Source organism: Tabrizicola sp. TH137 (assembly GCF_002855575.1).
Taxonomy (GTDB): domain Bacteria; phylum Pseudomonadota; class Alphaproteobacteria; order Rhodobacterales; family Rhodobacteraceae; genus Paragemmobacter.
The window spans coordinates 1-18,821 of the sequence record NZ_PKRQ01000003.1; the positions used below are offsets into that span (position 1 = coordinate 1).

The 18,821-nt window shown below is 67.7% G+C and carries 20 protein-coding genes; 4 read left to right on the plus strand and 16 right to left on the minus strand.

From position 1 onward, the window contains the following. Nucleotides 1-475: 475 nt before the first annotated feature. Both C0V75_RS09930 and C0V75_RS09935 read right to left on the minus strand, forming a co-directional pair. Nucleotides 476-2,137, minus strand: coding sequence for an amidohydrolase (locus C0V75_RS09930; protein ID WP_101921262.1), 1,662 nt, complete (start codon nucleotides 2,135-2,137; stop codon nucleotides 476-478). A gap of 97 nt (nucleotides 2,138-2,234) precedes the next feature. Continuing rightward, nucleotides 2,235-3,206 (minus strand): agmatinase, encoded by a 972-nt coding sequence (locus C0V75_RS09935; protein ID WP_101921263.1) that lies wholly within the window; start codon nucleotides 3,204-3,206, stop codon nucleotides 2,235-2,237. Between the two features lie 187 nt (nucleotides 3,207-3,393). On the opposite strand from C0V75_RS09935, the gene C0V75_RS09940 reads away from it, so the two are divergent. Next, nucleotides 3,394-3,780: a polymer-forming cytoskeletal protein gene (locus C0V75_RS09940; protein ID WP_101920804.1), complete on the plus strand. Its 387-nt coding sequence runs from the start codon at nucleotides 3,394-3,396 to the stop codon at nucleotides 3,778-3,780. Between the two features lie 100 nt (nucleotides 3,781-3,880). On the opposite strand, the gene C0V75_RS09945 is transcribed toward C0V75_RS09940, so the two are convergent. Then, a complete protein-coding gene (locus C0V75_RS09945) occupies nucleotides 3,881-4,771 on the minus strand; it encodes a DMT family transporter (protein WP_101920805.1) in 891 nt (296 codons plus the stop codon). Nucleotides 4,772-4,925: 154 nt separating this feature from the next. After that, on the minus strand, nucleotides 4,926-5,357 hold the full coding sequence (locus tag C0V75_RS09950) for a PaaI family thioesterase (RefSeq protein WP_101920806.1): 432 nt from the start codon (nucleotides 5,355-5,357) through the stop codon (nucleotides 4,926-4,928). Between the two features lie 58 nt (nucleotides 5,358-5,415). On the opposite strand from C0V75_RS09950, the gene C0V75_RS09955 reads away from it, so the two are divergent. After that, nucleotides 5,416-6,204 carry an enoyl-CoA hydratase gene (locus tag C0V75_RS09955; protein ID WP_101920807.1) on the plus strand — a complete coding sequence of 263 codons (789 nt, stop codon included), beginning with the start codon at nucleotides 5,416-5,418 and terminating at the stop codon, nucleotides 6,202-6,204. A gap of 172 nt (nucleotides 6,205-6,376) precedes the next feature. Here C0V75_RS09955 and C0V75_RS09960 read toward each other — a convergent pair whose 3' ends face one another. The 3 genes from C0V75_RS09960 to C0V75_RS09970 form a co-directional block, all read right to left on the minus strand. Then, nucleotides 6,377-7,849: a carboxypeptidase M32 gene (locus tag C0V75_RS09960; RefSeq protein WP_101920808.1), complete on the minus strand. Its 1,473-nt coding sequence runs from the start codon at nucleotides 7,847-7,849 to the stop codon at nucleotides 6,377-6,379. Then, entirely contained in the window at nucleotides 7,846-9,015 is a 1,170-nt protein-coding gene (gene ctaA / locus C0V75_RS09965; protein ID WP_101920809.1) for a heme A synthase, read from the minus strand. The genes C0V75_RS09960 and ctaA overlap by 4 nt, the downstream gene beginning before the upstream one ends. Nucleotides 9,016-9,213: 198 nt before the next feature. Next, complete coding sequence (locus tag C0V75_RS09970; protein WP_101921264.1) at nucleotides 9,214-9,915, minus strand: RNA methyltransferase; 702 nt, start codon at nucleotides 9,913-9,915, stop codon at nucleotides 9,214-9,216. A 174-nt stretch (nucleotides 9,916-10,089) separates the two neighbouring features. Here C0V75_RS09970 and C0V75_RS09975 point away from each other — a divergent pair, with 174 nt between their 5' ends. Beyond that, nucleotides 10,090-10,707: a thiamine phosphate synthase gene (locus C0V75_RS09975; protein ID WP_101920810.1), complete on the plus strand. Its 618-nt coding sequence runs from the start codon at nucleotides 10,090-10,092 to the stop codon at nucleotides 10,705-10,707. Between the two features lie 176 nt (nucleotides 10,708-10,883). Here C0V75_RS09975 and C0V75_RS09980 read toward each other — a convergent pair whose 3' ends face one another. From C0V75_RS09980 to C0V75_RS09990, 3 genes are all read right to left on the minus strand, one after another. After that, complete coding sequence (locus C0V75_RS09980; RefSeq protein ID WP_101920811.1) at nucleotides 10,884-11,678, minus strand: 1-acyl-sn-glycerol-3-phosphate acyltransferase; 795 nt, start codon at nucleotides 11,676-11,678, stop codon at nucleotides 10,884-10,886. Nucleotides 11,679-11,730: 52 nt separating this feature from the next. Next, nucleotides 11,731-12,507, minus strand: a complete 777-nt coding sequence (locus tag C0V75_RS09985; protein WP_101920812.1) for a GNAT family N-acetyltransferase — start codon at nucleotides 12,505-12,507, stop codon at nucleotides 11,731-11,733. 132 nt (nucleotides 12,508-12,639) lie between these two features. After that, a complete protein-coding gene (locus tag C0V75_RS09990) occupies nucleotides 12,640-12,819 on the minus strand; it encodes a DUF3553 domain-containing protein (RefSeq protein WP_101920813.1) in 180 nt (59 codons plus the stop codon). Nucleotides 12,820-12,851: 32 nt separating this feature from the next. On the opposite strand from C0V75_RS09990, the gene C0V75_RS09995 reads away from it, so the two are divergent. Then, on the plus strand, nucleotides 12,852-13,454 hold the full coding sequence (locus C0V75_RS09995; RefSeq protein ID WP_101920814.1) for a histidine phosphotransferase family protein: 603 nt from the start codon (nucleotides 12,852-12,854) through the stop codon (nucleotides 13,452-13,454). Here the strand turns inward: C0V75_RS09995 and C0V75_RS10000 are convergent. The 6 genes from C0V75_RS10000 to rplU form a co-directional block, all read right to left on the minus strand. Next, nucleotides 13,444-14,703, minus strand: a complete 1,260-nt coding sequence (locus C0V75_RS10000) for a glutamate-5-semialdehyde dehydrogenase (protein WP_101920815.1) — start codon at nucleotides 14,701-14,703, stop codon at nucleotides 13,444-13,446. The genes C0V75_RS09995 and C0V75_RS10000 overlap by 11 nt on opposite strands. Nucleotides 14,704-14,777: 74 nt before the next feature. Beyond that, nucleotides 14,778-15,881: a glutamate 5-kinase gene (proB, locus tag C0V75_RS10005; RefSeq protein ID WP_101921265.1), complete on the minus strand. Its 1,104-nt coding sequence runs from the start codon at nucleotides 15,879-15,881 to the stop codon at nucleotides 14,778-14,780. A gap of 17 nt (nucleotides 15,882-15,898) precedes the next feature. After that, nucleotides 15,899-16,921: a GTPase ObgE gene (gene obgE, locus C0V75_RS10010; protein WP_101920816.1), complete on the minus strand. Its 1,023-nt coding sequence runs from the start codon at nucleotides 16,919-16,921 to the stop codon at nucleotides 15,899-15,901. A 184-nt stretch (nucleotides 16,922-17,105) separates the two neighbouring features. After that, on the minus strand, nucleotides 17,106-17,666 hold the full coding sequence (locus C0V75_RS10015; protein ID WP_101920817.1) for a GNAT family N-acetyltransferase: 561 nt from the start codon (nucleotides 17,664-17,666) through the stop codon (nucleotides 17,106-17,108). A gap of 235 nt (nucleotides 17,667-17,901) precedes the next feature. After that, the gene (rpmA, locus tag C0V75_RS10020; RefSeq protein WP_101920818.1) at nucleotides 17,902-18,171 is read right to left on the minus strand and encodes a 50S ribosomal protein L27; all 270 of its coding nucleotides are present in this window, start codon (nucleotides 18,169-18,171) and stop codon (nucleotides 17,902-17,904) included. A 13-nt stretch (nucleotides 18,172-18,184) separates the two neighbouring features. Further along, a complete protein-coding gene (gene rplU / locus C0V75_RS10025; protein ID WP_101920819.1) occupies nucleotides 18,185-18,643 on the minus strand; it encodes a 50S ribosomal protein L21 in 459 nt (152 codons plus the stop codon). Between the last annotated feature and the right edge of the window lie 178 nt (nucleotides 18,644-18,821).

Sequence of the window (18,821 nt, forward strand, 5' to 3'; positions counted from 1 at the left end):
CGGGTCTCCCCTAGTAGGCCGATATGCAAACAATCCAGACGCCGATGCGCCCAAACCGCCCACATATCCCTTCATAAAAACAGCAATGTCAAAGAGCGTTCCAGACACAAAACAAGCCGCACGCTGCTACCAGCGTCGCTTCCCGCCTTGCCTCCAGAGTTTTTTCGCTGCGGCTTCTGCCGCAACTTCCGTCCCCGTCGCACCGTCTTTCGGCGCCGCGTCGTCTTCGGTGAGCGGTTATCTACGTATCTCGCCGGGGGGCCGCAAGAGGAAAATGACGGGAAGATGACGATTTTTTCGGCAACCCAAGAAAACTTGGGGTTTGGACGGGGGCCGGGGCGCTTTTTCGCTTGGCCCCTTCCCCGCCTGCCCCGATGATTTCGCCTCCAGGTTGCCGGTGAGCGCGAATCCGGCCCGAGTCAGCCGGAATGCACCTCCTGATTCATCCACAGGTTATCGCGCGGATGCCCGCGATTCAGGCGAAACCCGGCCCTGCATGGGTCACCCGTCCCCCCGCCACGGTCAGCGCGATTCCCATCCCGCCGATGCTCTCTGCCGCCGTCGCCTCGATATCGCCGTCCAGCAGCACCATATCCGCCGCCATCCCCACCCGCAGCGTGCCTGTCACATCGTCCCAATGCCCGGCCCAGGCGCCCCCCGCCGTATAGGCATGCAGCGTCTCCATCAGGTTCAGCCGCTCATCCCCTGCCCCGTCATAAGGCACGCGCGTCAGCGCCGCCTGTATCCCCCGCAGCACCGAGACATCCGTCACCGGCCAGTCGCTGGCATAGGCCACCGGCGCGCCGTGATCCTTCAGCGTCTTCCACAGATAGGCGTCGCGCCACCTTGCGCGGTCAAAGACCGTGTCCATCGTGGACATCGGGAAGTCCATCGCCCCCGGCGGATGGGGCGGTTGCACGCTTGCCGTAATCCCCAGCGACCCCAGACGCGGCACATCCGCCCGGTCGATCAGCTCGATATGTTCGATCCGGTGGCGCATGTCGCGCAATCCGTTGGCCCGCCCCGCCGCCTCATAGCCGTCGATGGTCTGGCGCACCGCCGCATCGCCGATGGCATGGACGGCGATCTGCAATCCCCGCCGGTCGATCTCGGTGCAGATGGCATTGAACCGCTCCGGCGGAAACAGCGGATCGGCCCGATGCCCCGGGTGACCGGGATAGTCGTTGAGCATATAGGCCGTCCGGCTGTCCACCACGCCATCCATGAACATCTTCACGAAACCCGACCGCACCCAATCGCCATCGAATTCCGCCGCCATGGCGCTGGCCCGGTCCAGTTCCGACATCTCCATATGCGGTTTCATGTGGAAGGGCACGCGCACCCGCGCCGTCAGCCGCCCCTGTTCCTCCAGCGCGGCCAGCAACGCGCAGGTATAGCGGTTGCCGTCCATGTTCACCATCGTGGTGATCCCATGCGCCGCGCAATGCGCCAGCCCCGCCACCACCTTCTCCAGATCGGCGGCAAAGGTCGCCGCATCCGGCCAGGGCTCCGGCTCGCCCCCCGTGGCGATGCCCAGTTGCAGATGCGCCTCGCCCCCCAGCGCCAGCACAGGACCGAAGGCCTCGAATTCCCGCAGCTCGCCCGTGGCCGTGCCATCCGGCGCCATCACCACCTCATGCCCATGCGGCATCTGCGCCCCGTGCAAGAGCCCCGCCTTCTGCAAGGCCAGCGTATTGGCCCAGACCGTATGATGATCCGGCGCCATCATCGCGATGGGCCGGTCCGCGATCACCCGGTCCAGATCATGCCGCGTCACCGGCGCGCCCAAAATCTCATAGGCCGCCCCCTGCGCCATCAGCAGCGCGCGGTCGGGGTTCTGCGCCGCATAGCCCAGAAACGCCGCCTTCAGCGCGTCAAAACCCATGACGCCGCCGATCTGCAACTGCACCAGCTCCGCCCCGCCCAGCACCAGATGCAGATGGCTCTCCACGAAACCCGGCAGCAGCGTCCGCCCCCCCGCATCCACCACCCGCGTCCGGGGCCCCGCCAGCGCCGCCACTTCCGCGCCGCCCACCGCCGCGATCCGGCCCGCCCGCACCGCCACGGCTTCTGCGAAAGGCCGCCCGGCATCCATCGTGATGACCCGTGCATTCTTCACGATCAGATCAACGTCCATCCCTGCCCCCATCTTCATCTTGGTCAAAAATACTCTGGGGGGAGCGTCGCCGAAGGCGGCGCGGGGGGCAAGGCCCCCCATCTCCCGCCAGACACGCTCAGCCCCGCGCCGCCACCCGCTCCGCCATCACGCAGAGCAGTTCGAACATCAGCGAAATCCCCAGCCAGGCCGTCCCCCCCGACGGATCGAAAGGCGGGCTCACCTCCACAAGGTCCGCCCCCACCACATCGACACCCCGCAGACCCCGCACCACCTCCAGCGCAGCCCATGAATTCGGCCCGCCCACCTCCGGCGTCCCCGTCCCCGGCGCGAAGGTCGGATCGACGAAATCAATGTCATAGGTCACGTAAGTGGGCCCCGCCCCCACAATCTCGCGCGCCTCGGCCATCACATCCTCCACCCCCCGGCGGTGGAATTCGCCGATGGGGATGATGCGGATGCCGTTGGCCTCTGCGAAATCCCAATCCTCCCGCCCATAGGCCGTGCCGCGAATGCCGATCAGCACATAGCGCTTCGGGTCCAGAAGCCCCTCCTCCACCGCCCGGCGGAAGGGCGTGCCATGGGTATAGCGCCCAGTCCCGAAATAGACGTCGTTCAGGTCGGTATGGCTGTCGAACTGGATCATCCCCACAGGCCGCGCCTTGGCCACCGCCCGCAGGATCGGCAGGGTGCAGAGATGATCCCCGCCCCCGGTCAGCGGCAACACCCCCGCCGCCGCCACCCGGTCATAGAAGGCCTCCATCCGCGCCAGCGAATCCATCAGGTCCCCCGGATTGGGCGGCACATCCCCCAGATCGGCACAGCGCGCCAATTCGAAGGGCGCCACCCAGGTCGCCCCGTTCTGCGCCCGGATCATGGTGGACAGGTCGCGCAACTGCCGCGGCCCATGGCGGGGGCCGGGGCGGTTCGTCGTCCCGCCATCCCAGGGCGCCCCGATCAGCCCGATCTGCACCTCGGCCAGACGCGGATCGTCCAGGCCCACATGCGGCAACCGCATGAAGGTGGGGATCCCCGCGAATCGCGGCAGGTCAAAGCCCGAGACCGGCGTGAAAAACCCCTGCTCCGCCATGGCGACCCCTTCCCCGGACGTGATTCCCACCCCCATCCAATCGCCCCCGCGCCGGCTTGTCAGGTCCGGAACCGACATCCCCCTTCCCCGCCCTGCCGATTTCCCCGCCCCTTCCCCCCGCCCGACCCGACCCTCTTGACCTCCGCCCCCGCTTCCCCCCTTATCGACCCATCGCCCGGAGGACCGCATGTTCAGCAAGACAGACCCGATCGCCCCGCAGCCCGCCCCCGCGCGCAGCCCCGCCTCCGGCGCGGCAACCAATGCCGGGAAATCCGTCCTCGCCTCCGATCTGCGGATCACTGGCGAAATCACCTCCTCCGGCGCGGTCGAAGTGTTCGGCGATATCGACGGCACCCTCTCGGCGCGCAATCTGCTCATCGGCGGCGAAGGCGCGGTCAAAGGCACGGTCAGCGCCGAAACGGTCGAGGTGAAGGGCAAGCTTGACGGTCGCGTCTCCACCCAGGCCTTCACCCTCCGCGCCACCGCGCAGGTAGAGGCGGATGTGAACTACACCTCCCTCGTCATCGAATCCGGCGCCCAGATCGAAGGCCGCTTCACCCGCCCGAAATCCTGATCCCGGCGCAGGTCTCGCACAATCGCCTCCGACAGCGGCCCCCCTGCGGGGTCGTTTTGCTGTCGGCCGCACCCCTCCCGCAGGACTGCACCCTTTGGGATCAGGCCGCGGCCCTCCCCCCGCCCTCCTTCGCGGGCCAGACCTCCAGCAGGCCGCACAGGATCACCAGCGCCCCCCCGACCATCTCGCTCCCCGACAGGCTCTCGCCCGCGAAGATCGCCGCCGTCACCGCGCCAAAGACCACCTCCGTCATCAGCAGGATGCCCACCCGCGCCGGATCAAGCCGCACCGTCGCCCACATCAGCGCGGCAATCGACAACACCCACCACAGCCCGCCCGTGAACAGGACATGGCCCGCAATGCTGGCCAGGTCGCCGCGCGCGATCTCCGGCAAGGGCTCCAGCAGCGGCGCCAGCAGAAGCGAAGTCACCGTCGCGCCGAAGGCAAAGAGAAAGGCCGAAGGCAGCGGCGTCACATCGGATTTCAGCCGCATCCCCGCCGTGGCAAAGGCCCAGATCAGCCCGCCGATGAAGGCCATCCACTCGCCCAGGTTCGACGGAACCGGCAGCCCGCCATCCCCGCCCAGCATGATGAACAGTCCCAGCAACCCCACCGCGATGGCCACCAGCCGCAGCCGCGGCACCTGCAACCGCAGCAGATAGCGCGCGATCAGCACGCTCCAGACCGGGCTGAAGAACCACAAAAGCACCACCAGCGCGACCTTGCCGTAAAGAAAGCCGATGGAATACAGGGCGAAGGCCGCCCCCCCGAACATGATCGACACGATCCCCAGCGCATTCCTGCCGCGCAACGCGCCCTTGTCCGCGATGACGAAGGGCAACAGGAACAGCGCCGCCGCAAGGGTGATCGCCCCCGTGCCCCAGGCCCCGTCCAGCCCCAGATCGGCCAGCGCCCGCACCGGCACCCAATAGACGCCCCAGAAGATACCCGTCAGCAGCACGACCGCCGAGGCGAGAAAGGTGATGTTCATCGCACGCTCCGCCCTCTCCCGACCGTCCGGGCCGCCAACGATCCCGGCCCGCCCCCGGCCAGTCTATGCTCCCGGATCGGCCAGCGGTCCGCCGCCCGCCGACAGGACATGATCCCGTTGCGACAGCAGGCCGCCGCCGCAGCGCCCTCCCCCGTCACCCCGCCCCGCCCCCCGGCGGTATCGAATAGGTCATCGAGGCCCGCGCCACCGGCTCCGCCATCCCTTCGGAAAACAGCAGCGCATCCCCCACCGCCAGCACCCGGCCCAGCTTCAAAAGCCGCGCCTCCGCCCGCACATCCCGCCCCGCCGCGGGCTTGCGCATGAAATCCATGCTCGCATTCGTCGTCACGGCCAGCGCCACGGGTCCCAACCGGCTCAGGATCGCCAGATACAGCGCCACATCCGCCAGCCCGAACATCGACGGCCCCGACACCGTCCCCCCCGGCCGCAGATGCCGCTCCGCCACCTTCAACCGCAGCGTCACGCCGCCCGCATCGGCCCGGTCCACCGCGAAATCCGCCGCCACCTGCCCGAAATCCCGGATGAGGAAGGCCGTCAAGGCCTCGCGGTCCATCTTCAGGTCCATGCGCTTCCCTCTTCCCGTTCCTGCCCCTATCGTCTGGCAAAGCCAAAGGGGGGATGCAATGACCGATGATCTGATCCAGCGCGAAGATGCAGGCGGCATCGCCACGATCACCCTCAATTCCCCCCACAGCCTGAACGCCCTCTCCGTCGCGATGCTCGCCCGGCTGACAGCGGAACTGGACCGCCTCGCCGCCGACCGCGCCACCCGCGTCGTCATCCTGCGCGGGGCGGGCCGCGCCTTCTGCGCCGGCCATGACCTGAAGGAAATGCAGGCCGCCCGCGAAACACCCGACCGCGGCGCCGCCTTCTTCCGCCAGCTCTTCGAGGATTGCGCCGCCATGATGCAGCGCCTCCCCCTCCTGCCCCAGCCCGTCATCGCCCAGGTCCATGGCATCGCCACCGCCGCCGGTTGCCAGCTTGCCGCCTCCTGCGACATGGTCGTCGCCGCCGAAGATGCCCGCTTCGGCGTGAACGGGGTGAATATCGGCCTCTTCTGCTCCACCCCCATGGTGGCGCTCACCCGCAAGGTTCCCCCCGCCGTGGCCTTCGAGATGCTCACCACGGGCGAATTCCTCCCCGCCCCCCGCGCCCGCGAGGTGGGGCTGGTGAACCGCACCGCCCCCGCAGCCGACCTTTCCGCCACGACGCGCGCCCTGGCCGAGACGCTCTCGGCCAAGCTCACCGCCGCCGTGAAGATCGGCAAGCGCAGCTTCTACGATCAGATGGGCCTGCCGCTGGATCAGGCCTATGCCCTCACCGGGGCCGCGATGGTGGAAAACATGCTCTGGCGCGACACCGATGAAGGCATCCGCGCCTTTCTGGAAAAGCGCAAACCCGACTGGGCCTGAGGCCGAGGATGGGCGAAACCGCCCATCCTACCCGCCATGCCGCGTAGGATGGGCCATTCGGCCCATCCGCGCCGGAAGAGTCCTTGCCAGCGCGTTACCCCGCCGCGCGTGGCCACAGTTTGCGGCACAGAATGCGGCACAGCCTGCGGCACCGCCACAGCGCCATCCCTGCTCACAGATCGTAGATCGCCGCGAACTTCTCTTCGATATAGTCCAGGAGCGGCCCCTCCGTCGGCTCAAAGCCGCAGGCCGCGGCGATCGTCGCCCGCGGTTCCCGCAACCCCCCGTGGCGCTGGAGTTTTTCCCGCAACCACCCGGTCGCCGGCGCGGCGTCGCCCCGCGCCAGATGCGCGTCAAGATCGGGAATGTCGGCACGCAGCGCGCGGTGCAGGCAGCCCGCATAAACATTGCCCAGGCTATAGGTCGGAAAATATCCGAACAGTCCCGCCGACCAATGCACATCCTGCAACATCCCATGCGACGGCCGATCCACCGCCACCCCGAAATCGGCGGCGAACCGGTCGTTCCACGCCGCCTCCAGATCACCCACCGCCAGGTCGCCCCGGATCAGCGCCCGCTCCAGATCGAAACGCATCATCACATGCAGGTTGTAATGCACCTCATCGGCCTCGGTCCGGATGAAGCCCGGCTGCACCCGGTTCACCGCCGCGTGGAAATCGTCTGCCGACGTGATCCCGAATTCCCCGAACCGCTCCCGCATCTGCCCGAACATCCAGCCGGTAAAGGCCCGGCTGCGGCCAAGCTGGTTTTCATAGATGCGGCTCTGGCTCTCATGCACACCCATAGAAACGCCCGATCCCAACGGCGTCAGGCGATAATCCTGATCTATGCCAAGCTCATAGCAGGCATGACCCACCTCATGGATGGTCGAGTAGAAACAGTTGAACGGGTCCGTCTCCGCCACCCGCGTCGTGATCCGCGCATCATTGCCCGACCCCGACGAAAACGGATGCACCGCCAGATCCAGCCGCCCTCGCTCCCAGTCATAGCCAAAGGCCGTGGCCAGATCGCGGGCAAAGCGCATCTGCGCCTCTGCGCAGAAATTCCCTGATATACCAACGGGTTGCCGCTCGGCCCCCAGAACCTTCCCGCGCAGCGCCACCAGCCGGGGCCGCATCCGGTCGAACATCGCGCCGATGCTTTCCGCCGTCGCGCCCGGTTCGTAATCGTCAATCAGCGCATCGTAAGCATCGCCCCCCTGCGCAAGGGCGGCACCCTCTTCCTGCCGCAGGCGGATCACCTCCGCCAGCACCGGCAGAAACCCCGGCACATCCTCCCGCGCCCGCGCCTCGGCCCAGATGCCCTGCGCCATGGACGTCACCCGCGCGATCTCCTGCGCCAGCCGCGCCGGCACCTTCGTCGCCCGCGCATAACTCCGCGCAATCAAACGGATTTGCGCCGCTGCCACCGCATCCGCAGGCACCGCCGCCGCCAGCCAGTCGGCAATCCGCGGATCGGTGCGCCGCGCATGCAACACCCCCTCCATCGCGGCCATCTCCTCCGACCGCTGCTCCGCCGCGCCGCGCGGCATCACCGTCTCCTGGTCCCAGCCCAGCCGCCCCGCCACCTGCGCCAGCGCCTCGGTCTCGCGCTGGAACGCCATCAGATCGTCATAGGCCGTCATGCCGTCCCCTCCCGGATGGATCCCGCAACGGGATAGCCCGCCAGATGCCGCGCCCGCAGGATCAGCACCCACAGGATCACCGCCCCGATCTGATGGGTGATCGCCACATGCACGTGCGCCGCCGTCAGCACCGCCGCCACGCCCAGCACCATCTGCGCCACCATCATCGCCATCACGCCATGAAACGCCGCCCGCGTCGCCCCATGCGCCGACTTCCGCCCCCGCAGCCAGACAACCACCGCAAAGACGAACAGAAGATAGCCGCTCATCCGGTGCATGAACTGCACAAGCCCCGGATTTTCAAAGAAAGCATGCCAGACCGGCAGGCTCCCCCCGGCCCCGTCCGGCACATAGAAGGCATCCGCCGGGAAGAACTGCCCGTTCATCAAGGGCCAGGTCGGGAAGGCCCGCCCCGCATCAATCCCCGCCACCAGCGCCCCCAGCAGGATTTGCAGGAAGGCAAAATGCATCAGGCCCGTGGACATGGAGAAAAGCTTCGCCTCCCGCCCCCGCCGCGCCTGCATCAACTCCGCCTCAGACCGCCCCAGCAGGAAGACATACCAGGCAATCAGGCCAAGGATGACGAAGGCCAGGCCCAGATGCGTCGCCAGACGATAGGATTTCACATCCAGCATCGTCCCCGTCAGGCCCGAAGACACCATCCACCAGCCGATTGCCCCCTGAAGGCCCCCCAGCACGCCCAGCCCCAGCAGCCGCCCGGTCCAGCCCGGCGGGATCTGCCGCGCGACCAGAAAGCCCAGGAAACCCACCGCCCAGACCAGCCCGATCACCCGGCCCATCTGCCGATGGCCCCATTCCCACCAATAGATGACCTTGAACTCCTCAAGGCTCATCCCCTTGTTCTGCAACTGATATTCCGGGATGGCGCGATACTTCTCGAACTCCGCCTCCCAGGTCGCCTGATCCAGCGGCGGGATCGCCCCGGTCACCGGCCGCCATTCCACGATGGACAGCCCCGAATCCGTCAGCCGCGTCATGCCGCCCACGGCGATCATCGTCGCCACCAGCAGGAAAAGAGAGATCAGCCACAGCCTGATACCCCGCCGCGCCCCCTGCGCCTTGGCGGCGATCATGCCCCCCTGCGGCGGCGGGGCGGATGCCACCCCCTGCCCCACCTCTTCAAAGATGCTGCGCTTGCCTGCCATCTCGCCGTCTCCCTCATTCGGCGCGGAGGGTATGCCCACCCCCCGCCCCCTTCAAGGGGCTGCGGCGAACTGCGCCTCTCTTCTCGTCCCCGGCTTCATCTTGGCGAAAAATACTCCGGGGTCGCCACTGCGGCGCCACGGGTTCTAGCCCAGTGGCGACGGGGGCTGGCCCCCGGTCCGACGCTCTCCACCCGCGCCTCACTCCCCCTGCTTGCGCAGCTTGTAGGCGATCTGCCGCAGCATCCCGTGGAAGGTCTGCACCTCGGCCCGCGTCAGCCCGAGCCGCGCGAACATGTTGCGCATGTTCAGCTTCATATGCGGCGCCTTCTCCGGCGGATAGAAGAAGCCCGCCGCCTCCAGCCGCTCTTCGAAATGGTCCGACAGCCGCTCCACCTCCACCCGGCTGGCGAAATCGGTCCGCGCCAGACCCATCACCTCGGGCGGCACCTCGCCCATCTGCCGCCGCCATTCATAGCCCAAGAGCAACGCGCATTGCGCGAGGTTGAGCGAGGGGAAATCCGGGTTCACCGGCACCGTCACGATGGCATTGGCCGGCACGATATCCTCGTTCTCCAGCCCTGCGCGCTCGGGGCCGAACAGCACCCCCACGCGCTTGCCTTCCGCAACCATCGCCCGCGTCATCTCCATCGCGCGTTCGGGCGTCACCACAGGCTTCACCAGTTCCCGCCCCCGCGCCGTGGTGGCAAAGACGAAATCGCAATCGGCAATCGCCGTGGGGATGTCGGGGAATATCCCTGCCAGATCCAGCACCCGCCCCGCACCCGATGCCATCGCCACCGCCTTCGGATTGGGCCAGCCGTCGCGCGGGTCCACGATCCGCATCCGCTCCAGCCCGAAATTCAGCATGGCCCGCGCCGCCGCCCCGATATTCTCGCCCATCTGCGGGCGGACAAGGATGAAACAGGGCGGGATCGTCTCGGTCACTTGGGCGGCCTCCGGGCATCTCTCACCCGCGCCAGATACGCGCCCCTCCCCCCGCGGACAAGCCCAAGCCACCCTCGCCTTCCCCGGAAATCTGCGCTATTCCCCCCCAAACCCATGCCGGAGCGCCCTATGGCCGACCAAGACCGCCCGCAGATCTACCTCATCACCCCGCCCGAGCTGGACCTCGACACCTACCCCGACCAGTTGGCCGCCGTGCTGGACGCCACCGAAATCGCCTGCCTCCGCATCGCCCTTGCGACCCGCGACGAAGACCGCATCCTGCGCGCCGCCGATGCCATCCGCCTCACCGCCCATGCCCGCGACGTGGCCGTGGTCATCGAACGCCATGTCCTTCTGGTGGAACGCCTCGGCCTCGACGGCGTCCATCTCACCGATGGCGCGCGCTCTGTCCGCAAGGTCAGGAAGGACCTGCCCGATGCCATCATCGGCGCCCATTGCGGCACCACCCGGCACGAAGGCATGTCGGCGGGCGAGGCCGGGGCCGATTACATCTGCTTCGGCCCCATCGGTGCCACGCCCCTGGGCGATGGCTCCCGCGCCGACTGGGACCTATTCGAATGGTGGTCCGAGGTGATCGAGGTTCCCGTCGTCGCCGAAGGCGCACTGACGGCGGAACTGGTGGAAAAATTCGCCCCCGTCACCGATTTCTTCGCCGTCGGTGAAGAAATCTGGTCCAAGGACAACCCGGCCGCGGCACTCAAGACCCTGCTCGCCCCCTTGGGATGACGGCGGGGAGACCCCCGCCCTACAAGTGCCTCCCCTCCCCTGACTCCTGCCCAAACACCAAGCCTGGCCAGCGCCAAATGAAAGCCCCCCGTAGGGCGGGGTTCACCCCGCCCCCTCCGCACACCCCGTAGGGCGGGGTTCACCCCGCCCCCCCCCCCGAACGCGCGCAACACCTCCTACAACCGCCCCTCCAGCCCCTTCCTCACCTCCGCCTCGCAATGCGCAGCCAGCGCCTTGCGGTCGGGAAAGGCATCCACCGGCACGGGGTCATGGAACACCACCTCCACCCGCCCCTGCCGCTTCTGCGCCAGCACCATCAGCAGATGGCCCGCGAATTCCATATCCCCCCACCAGCCATAGAAACGCGGATCGCACCCTTCCGGCGCGCGATAGGCCAGCGTCACGGGCTGCACCCACATCACCTCTTCCAGCCCATGCGACCAGAAGGCGGCAAAGAGCGTGGACTTGAACGGCAACACCCGCACCGCATCCGTGCTCGTGCCTTCCGGGAAGAACATCAGGTGATGCCCCGCCCGCAGCCGATCCTCGAAAATCTGCTGCTGCTTCTTCGCCTCGCTCCCCTTGCGGGCGATGAACACCGTCCCCGTCGCCCGCGCCAGCCAGCCGATCGCGGCCCAGCGCTCCACCTCCGACTTCGCGACGAAATACCCCCGCTGCGCCGCATTCAGCGCAAAGATATCCAGCCATGACGCATGGTTGGCCACCACCGCGCCGCGCTGCCGCATCACCTGCCCCCGCACCACCAAAGGCAACCGCAGGATGACGAAGGCCGCCTTGCAGACGAATTGCGTGATATGGGGCGTCCAGGGCCGCTGCACCCCGAACAGGGGCCGCTCCATCAGCCGCAGCAACAGCAGGATCACCAGACAGCCATAGGTCACCCCACCCAGCAGCCCGCCCCGCCACAGCACCCGCAACCACCCCGCCGGGGTGATCGCCGGCACCGCCATCCGGGCGTCTTTCCAGCCGTCATCCTCTGCGGCAGAGCTCAATCCCGACCCCTCACACCCTGCCCCGCGTGTAATAGCCGCGATGCCGCTCGGACATCCGCGCCGTATCCATCACCAGACAGACATCCGTGGTGTTGAACGCCCGGTCGATGAAAGCCCCCTCGCCCACGAACCCGCCCAGCCGCAGATAGGCCTTGATCAGCGCCGGGGTCGCCGTCATCGCGTCCTTGCGATCCAGCGCCTCAGCCGGCAGCAGGTCCATCCGCTGATACCCCGCCCCCCGCGCCACCACGCGCAGCCCCGGCGGCGCCAGATGGTGATGGTGCAGATAGGCCAGCGACGGCGTCAGCCGCCCGATATCCGTGCCGTGGAAGCTCGCCACCCCGAACAGCACCTCGATCCCCCGCTCCAGCACGTAATCGGCCAGCGCATTCCACAGATGGAACATCCCCGTCCCGCCGCGATGGTCAGGATGCACACAGGACCGCCCTAGTTCCAGAAGCTTCCGCCCGCTCTCGCGCAGGGGCGTCAGGTCATATTCCCCTTCCGAATAGAACCGCCCGCCCGCCGCCAGCCGGTCCGAGGGCAGAAGCCGATAGACCCCCACCACATGGTCCAGCGCCGCAGGATCGCGCCGCGTGTCGATCAGCAGCAGATGATCGAAAACCTCGTCGAAATCATCCCGCTCCAGCCGCGCCGCATGGTCCACCAGCGGCCCATCCGCCCCCAGTTCCTCGACGAAGACGATATAGCGCAGCCGCTGCGCCGCCCGCAGGTCGGCCGCATCCCGCGCCAGACGCAGCGCATAGACGGATTCCTCGGAAATCATCCTGTCTTCCGGCACCCTGCCACCCTCCGTCCTCCTGCCGAGGATGTACGCAGTGCCCCGGCGCATTGCAACGTCCGCAACAGCCCCGCGCGGCATCCTGACCGGGGATTGCAAAAGCCGCGCGACGGTCCATCATCTGCCGGGATCGAAGACCACCGTCAGGTCCACCCGGCGGGCGTCGATCACCACCTTGCCCTGATGCTCGAAATTCACCGTGACCCGACCGCCGATGTTCGATTGCACCTGCCCCAGCCCCCAATCCGGCTCTCCGGGATGGCGCACGAACATGCCCGGTTCCAGAAGTTCATGCATCCCCAAGTCCTTTCCCAGTGCCGGAGTGTTCCATGTTTCCCCAGCCCGATCTCACCGCCCTGCTCGGCTCCCGTCTCTGCCATGATCTTATCGGTCCGATCGGCGCCATCGGCAACGGGGTGGAACTGCTCACGCTGTCCGGTTCCGGCACCTCCGACGAGGTCGCGCTGATCGCGCAAAGCGTCGCCACCCTCAACGCCCGCATCCGCTTCTTCCGCGTGGCCTTCGGCATCGCCCGCCCCGACCAGACCCTCTCCCGCGCCGAGGTGCAGTCGATCCTCGCCGATCTCCACCCTTCGGGCCGCCTCGCCATCGACTGGGCCAGCCCCGCCACCCTCGCCCGGATCGAGGTGAAGGCCGCCTTCCTCTGCCTGCTCTGCGCCGAAACCGCGCTCCGCAGCAACGGCCACCTCCGCGCCCTGCGCGACGAGGTCGGCTGGTCCGTCACCCTCACCTCCCCGCGCCTGCGCCACGATGATGGGCTCTGGTCCCGCCTCCTGACCCCCGACGCCGCCGGGGGCGATCCGCTCGACCCGTCCGAGGTGCATTTCCCCCTCGCCGCCGCCGCCATCGCCGCCCTCGGCCGCCGCCCCGATCTTGAACCGGGGCCGGGATGGCTCCGCCTCAGCTTCTGATCGTCCCGTCCCCGGTCACCAGATATTTGAAGCTGGTCAACTGCTCCGCCCCCACCGGCCCGCGCGCATGCAGCTTGCCGGTGGCAATGCCAATCTCCGCCCCCATCCCGAACTCGCCCCCATCCGCGAACTGGGTCGAGGCGTTGCGCATCAATATCGCGCTGTCCAGCCGCTGGAAGAACCGCGCAGCCGTAGCGTCATTCTCGGTCAGGATGCTTTCGGTATGCTGGCTGCCGTAACGGCGGATATGCGCAATCGCCCCGTCCACCCCCTCCACGATCCGCGCCGCGATGATCATGTCCAGGAATTCGCAGCCGAAATCCTCCGGCCGCGCCTGCACCGTGCCGGGGATCGTGAGCAGATCGCCCTCCGCCCGCACTTCAACCCCCCGCTCCAGCAGGTCCGTCACCAGCACGCCACCATGCTTCTCCCAGAAGGCCCGGTCGATCAGCAGGCATTCCGCCGCGCCGCAAATCCCCGTCCGCCGGGTCTTGGCGTTCACCACCACCGCCCGCGCCTTCGCAAGATCGGCATCGCCATCGGCATAGACATGGCAGATGCCCTCCAGATGGGCAAAGACCGGCACCCGCGCCTCGCGCTGCACCAGCCCCACAAGCCCCTTGCCCCCGCGCGGCACGATCACGTCGATCCACTCCACCGCCCGCAGCATGGCCTCCACCATCCCCCGGTCCCGCGTCGGCACCAGTTGAATCGCCGCCTCCGGCAAACCCGCCGCCCGCAGCCCCTCCACCATGCAGCCATGGATCGCGCCAGAGGAATGGAAACTCTCCGATCCCCCCCGCAGGATCACCGCATTCCCCGCCTTCAGGCAGAGGGCGCCTGCATCCGCCGTCACATTGGGGCGGCTCTCATAGATCACCCCCACCACCCCCAAAGGCGTGCGCACCCGCTGGATATGCAGCCCCGTGGGCCGATCCCATTCCGCGATGACCTCGCCCACCGGGTCCTTCTGCGCCGCCACCGCCCGCAACCCCTCGACGATCCCGGCAATCCGCCCCTCGTCCAGCTTCAACCGGTCCAGCATGGCGGGCGACAGGCCCTTGGCCAGCCCGAATTCCATGTCCCGCGCATTGGCCGCGATGATCTCATCCCGCCGCGCCCAGACAGCCTCCGCCGCCGTCTCCAGCGCCGCCCGCTTGGCCTCCGGCGCCGCATAGGCCAGTTCCGCCGCCGCCGCCCGCGCCGCCGCCCCGATCCCGGCCATCATGTCCGCGAAACTGCCGTCCATGCTCAAAGCCCCTTCATCTTGGCTGAAACACTCCGGGGGTCCGGGGGCTGGCCCCCGGTCCGCCACCGGCCTCCTCAGACCACCATATCATCCCGATGGATCAGCGCCGCCCGCCCGGCATAACCCAATATTCCCTCGATCTCCCCGGACTTGTGCCCAGCAATCGCCTTCGCCTCCGCCGCCGTATAGCGGATCAGCCCTTTGCCCAGCACTGCGCCGTCGGGTCCAAGGATCGCCACCGGCTCGCCCCGCCCGAAGGTCCCCTTCACCGCCCGCACACCCGCAGGCAGCAGCGACTTGCCCGCCCCCAGCGCCGTCACCGCCCCCGCATCCACAACGACCTCGCCCCTCGGCTTCATCGCGTTGATCCAGCGTTTCCGCGCCAGTTGCGGGTCCGCCCCCGGCACGAACCATGTCCGCGCCGCGCCCTCGGCCAGCGCCTTCAGCGGCCGCAGCACCGACCCTTCCATGATCGCCATGGCACAGCCACCGGCCACCGCCGTCTTGGCCGCCATCAGCTTGGTCTTCATGCCGCCCTTGGACAGGCCCGAAATGGGATCGCCCGCCATCGCCTCGATCTCCGGCGTGATCGTCTCCACCACCTCGAACCGCACCGCCGCCGAGTCTTCCTTCGGATTGGCCGAATAGAACCCGTCCACATCCGACAGCAGGATCAACTGATCCGCCCCCACCGTCACCGCGATCTGAGCCGCCAGCCGGTCATTGTCACCAAACCGGATCTCATCCGTCGCCACCGTGTCATTCTCGTTCACGATGGGCACCACGCCCAGACCCAGAAGCGTCTCCATCGTCGCGCGGGAATTCAGATAGCGCCGCCGATCCTCCGTATCCTCCAGCGTCACCAGAACCTGCGCCGTGGTGATCCCATGCGGCGCCAGCACCTCCTCATAGGCCCGCGCCAGCCGGATCTGCCCCACCGCCGCGGCGGCCTGCGATTGCTCCAGCGTCAACTCCCCCGCCGGCAGGCCCAGCACCTTGCGCCCCAGCGCAATGGACCCCGACGACACGAGCACCACATCCGCGCCGCGCACCTTCGCCTCGGCCACATCCATCGCCAGCGCCGACAGCCAGCCCTGCCGCAGCCCCGTCGCCCGGTCCACCAGCAGGGCCGACCCGATCTTCACCACGATCCGCTTCGCCGCGCGCACATCCGGCACGGCCGCGCGCGCCCCGCTCACGGCTGCCACGGCCCCGTCTCCTTCTCCGGCTCCGCCCCCTGAATCTCGGCATAGATGGCGCGCAGCACATCCTGCAACCCCATCCCCGCCGCGCCCGAAATCACATGCACCTTCCCGCCCGACGCCTTCTCCAGCGCCTTGCGCCGCGTGGTGATCGTCTTGGCGTCCAAAGCATCGCATTTGTTCAGCGCAAGGATGCGCGGCTTGTCCCCCAGCACCTCGGAATAGGCCTCAAGCTCATGCACGATGGTCCGGTAATCCTTGGTGATGGTGGATGACGTCCCATCCACCAGATGCAGCAGCACCTTGCAGCGTTCCACATGGGCAAGGAACTGCATCCCCAGCCCCCGCCCTTCAGAGGCCCCCTCGATCAGCCCCGGAATATCCGCCATCACGAATTCCCGCCCGTCCACGCCCACCACCCCGAGGTTCGGGATCAGCGTGGTAAAGGGGTAACCCGCGATCTTCGGGCGGGCATTGGACACGGCGGCAAGGAAGGTCGATTTCCCCGCATTGGGCAGCCCCACCAGCCCGGCATCGGCAATCAGCTTCAGCCGCAGCCAGATGGTCCGCTCCACCCCCTCCTGCCCCGGATTGGCCCGCCCCGGCGCGCGGTTGGTCGATGTCTTGAAATGCAGGTTCCCGAAGCCGCCATTGCCCCCCTTGGCCAGCAGCACCCGCTGCCCCACGGTGACAAGGTCCGCGATCACCGTCTCCTCATCCTCGTCGATGACCTCGGTCCCCACAGGCACCTTCAGGATGATATCCTCGCCCGATTTCCCCGTCCGCTGGCTTCCCATGCCCGGCTGGCCGTTCTTGGCAAAGAAATGCTGCTGATAGCGGAAGTCGATCAGCGTGTTCAGCCCCTCGACAGCCTCGGCCCAGACCGACCCGCCATTGCCGCCATCGCCCCCGTCAGGCCCGCCGAATTCCACGAACTTCTCGCGCCGGAACGACACGCAGCCCGCCCCGCCGCCGCCCGAGCGGATATAGACTTTGGCAAGGTCAAGGAATTTCATCTCATCAGGCTTTCATCAGGGCCGCCCGCGGCGACATTGCACCAAGGCGATAGTGGACAAAGGCCAAAGGCTCAAGCCTCCGCACCGAACGCCCCTTCATCTTGGCCCAAATACTCACAACCCCGCCCGCCAGAGGCGCCACGCGGCGGGCGTAGGAAGGGGGGGCTGCACCGCCCCCCAAGCCTCAATCCAGCTTGCGGATATAGGTCCAGGTCGGCACGCGCGCATTGCGCGCGACCGAAAACGTCTCGGCATCGCCCAGATACTGGAACCCGGCATTGGTCAGCACCCGCGCCGATCCCGCATTGTCCTGAAACACCTCGGCAAAGATCGTCCGGCTGCCCTGCGGATTGGCCGCGATCAGGGCGCGCACGGCCTCCGACGCGAAGCCGGTGTTCCAGAAGGCGGGCGCCACCCAATAGCCGATCTCGGACTGGCCGCGATCATACTTCGTCTCGTCCATCCGCTTCAGGCTGATCACGCCCAGCACTTCGGCAAGGCCCGAGGCCGCGCCATCCATGACCCAGACATCCTCATCCCCGCCCGCCTGCATGGCGCGCGTGACGAAAGCCTCCGCCGCGCCGGGTGGCAGCGGATGCGGAATGGACCGCGTCGCCTCGGCCACGCGCCGATCCCCCGCATACATCGCGAAGAGACCCGCATCCGATTTGCGCACCGGCCGCAGGATGAACCGCCCGGCAGCAATCGCGCCATCCGGCAGCGCAGCGATCTTGTCCAGCATCATGGCTTCCCTCCATCCGAAGCGCATGTCGGGGGCACTTCGGCCCCGTTCAAGTGTTACGGCACGAAAGGCCGGGAAATGAGCCCGGCTTCCGGCTTTTCCGTGACGAAGGCCCCGCCCCCGTCCCGGCCTGTTTCTCTCTCCTCCGCCCGCCCCACCGGCCCGCAGGCCGGAAAAAGCGAAGGGGACCGGCCTTTCAGCCGATCCCCCATCTACATTCCGAATGTAAAGGTTCGGCTTACTCGGCTGCCTCCGCAACCGGGAGGACCGAAATGAAGGTGCGGCCCTTGAGGCCTTTCTTGAAGGACACCTTGCCCTCGGTCACGGCAAAGATCGTATGATCCGTGCCCATGCCGACGCCCTGGCCCGGGAAGAAGGTCGTGCCGCGCTGGCGGACGATGATATTGCCCGGGATGGCGGCCTGACCGCCATAGAGCTTCACGCCCAGACGACGACCGGCGCTGTCGCGCCCGTTGCGGGAAGAACCGCCTGCCTTTTTATGTGCCATGGGGTGTTACTCCTTATTCCGCAACGGCTTCCGCGGCCTTCTTGGCGCGCTTCGGTTTCGCAGGGGCCTCGGCGGCCACGGGGGCGGCTTCGGCGTTATGGGCGGCGCGGCGCGCATCGGCGGTGCCGGTCGCGGCAGCAACGCCCGACTTCTCGGCGCCCGAGGCCAGCACTTCGGTCACGCGGACCAGCGTGAGCTGCTGACGGTGCCCCTTGGTGCGCTGCGAGCTGTGCTTGCGGCGGCGCTTGACGTAGTGGATCGTCTTCTCGCCCTTGATCTGGTCGATGACTTCCGCCACGACGCCCGCGCCCTTCACGGTCGGCGCGCCGACGGTCACGGTGTCGCCACCCACCATCAGGACCTCGTTGAACTGGATCTTGTCACCAGCATTGGCGGCCAGCTTTTCCACGCGCAGAACGTCACCCGCCTGCACCTTGTACTGCTTGCCACCGGTCTTCAGGACCGCGAACATGGGTCTTCCTCTTCCTTGCTCCGCGCCCTGTGGCCCCCATTTCTGGGCGTTCCGGGGTTTCCCCGCCTCGGACAGCGCGCCCTCACGGGCGTCATGAAAATGTGAACCCGGCCAGACTCGCGCCTCGCCGGGATGCGCGCTTATCGGGGCAAGCGCCCGCGAAGTCAAGCCCGATCCG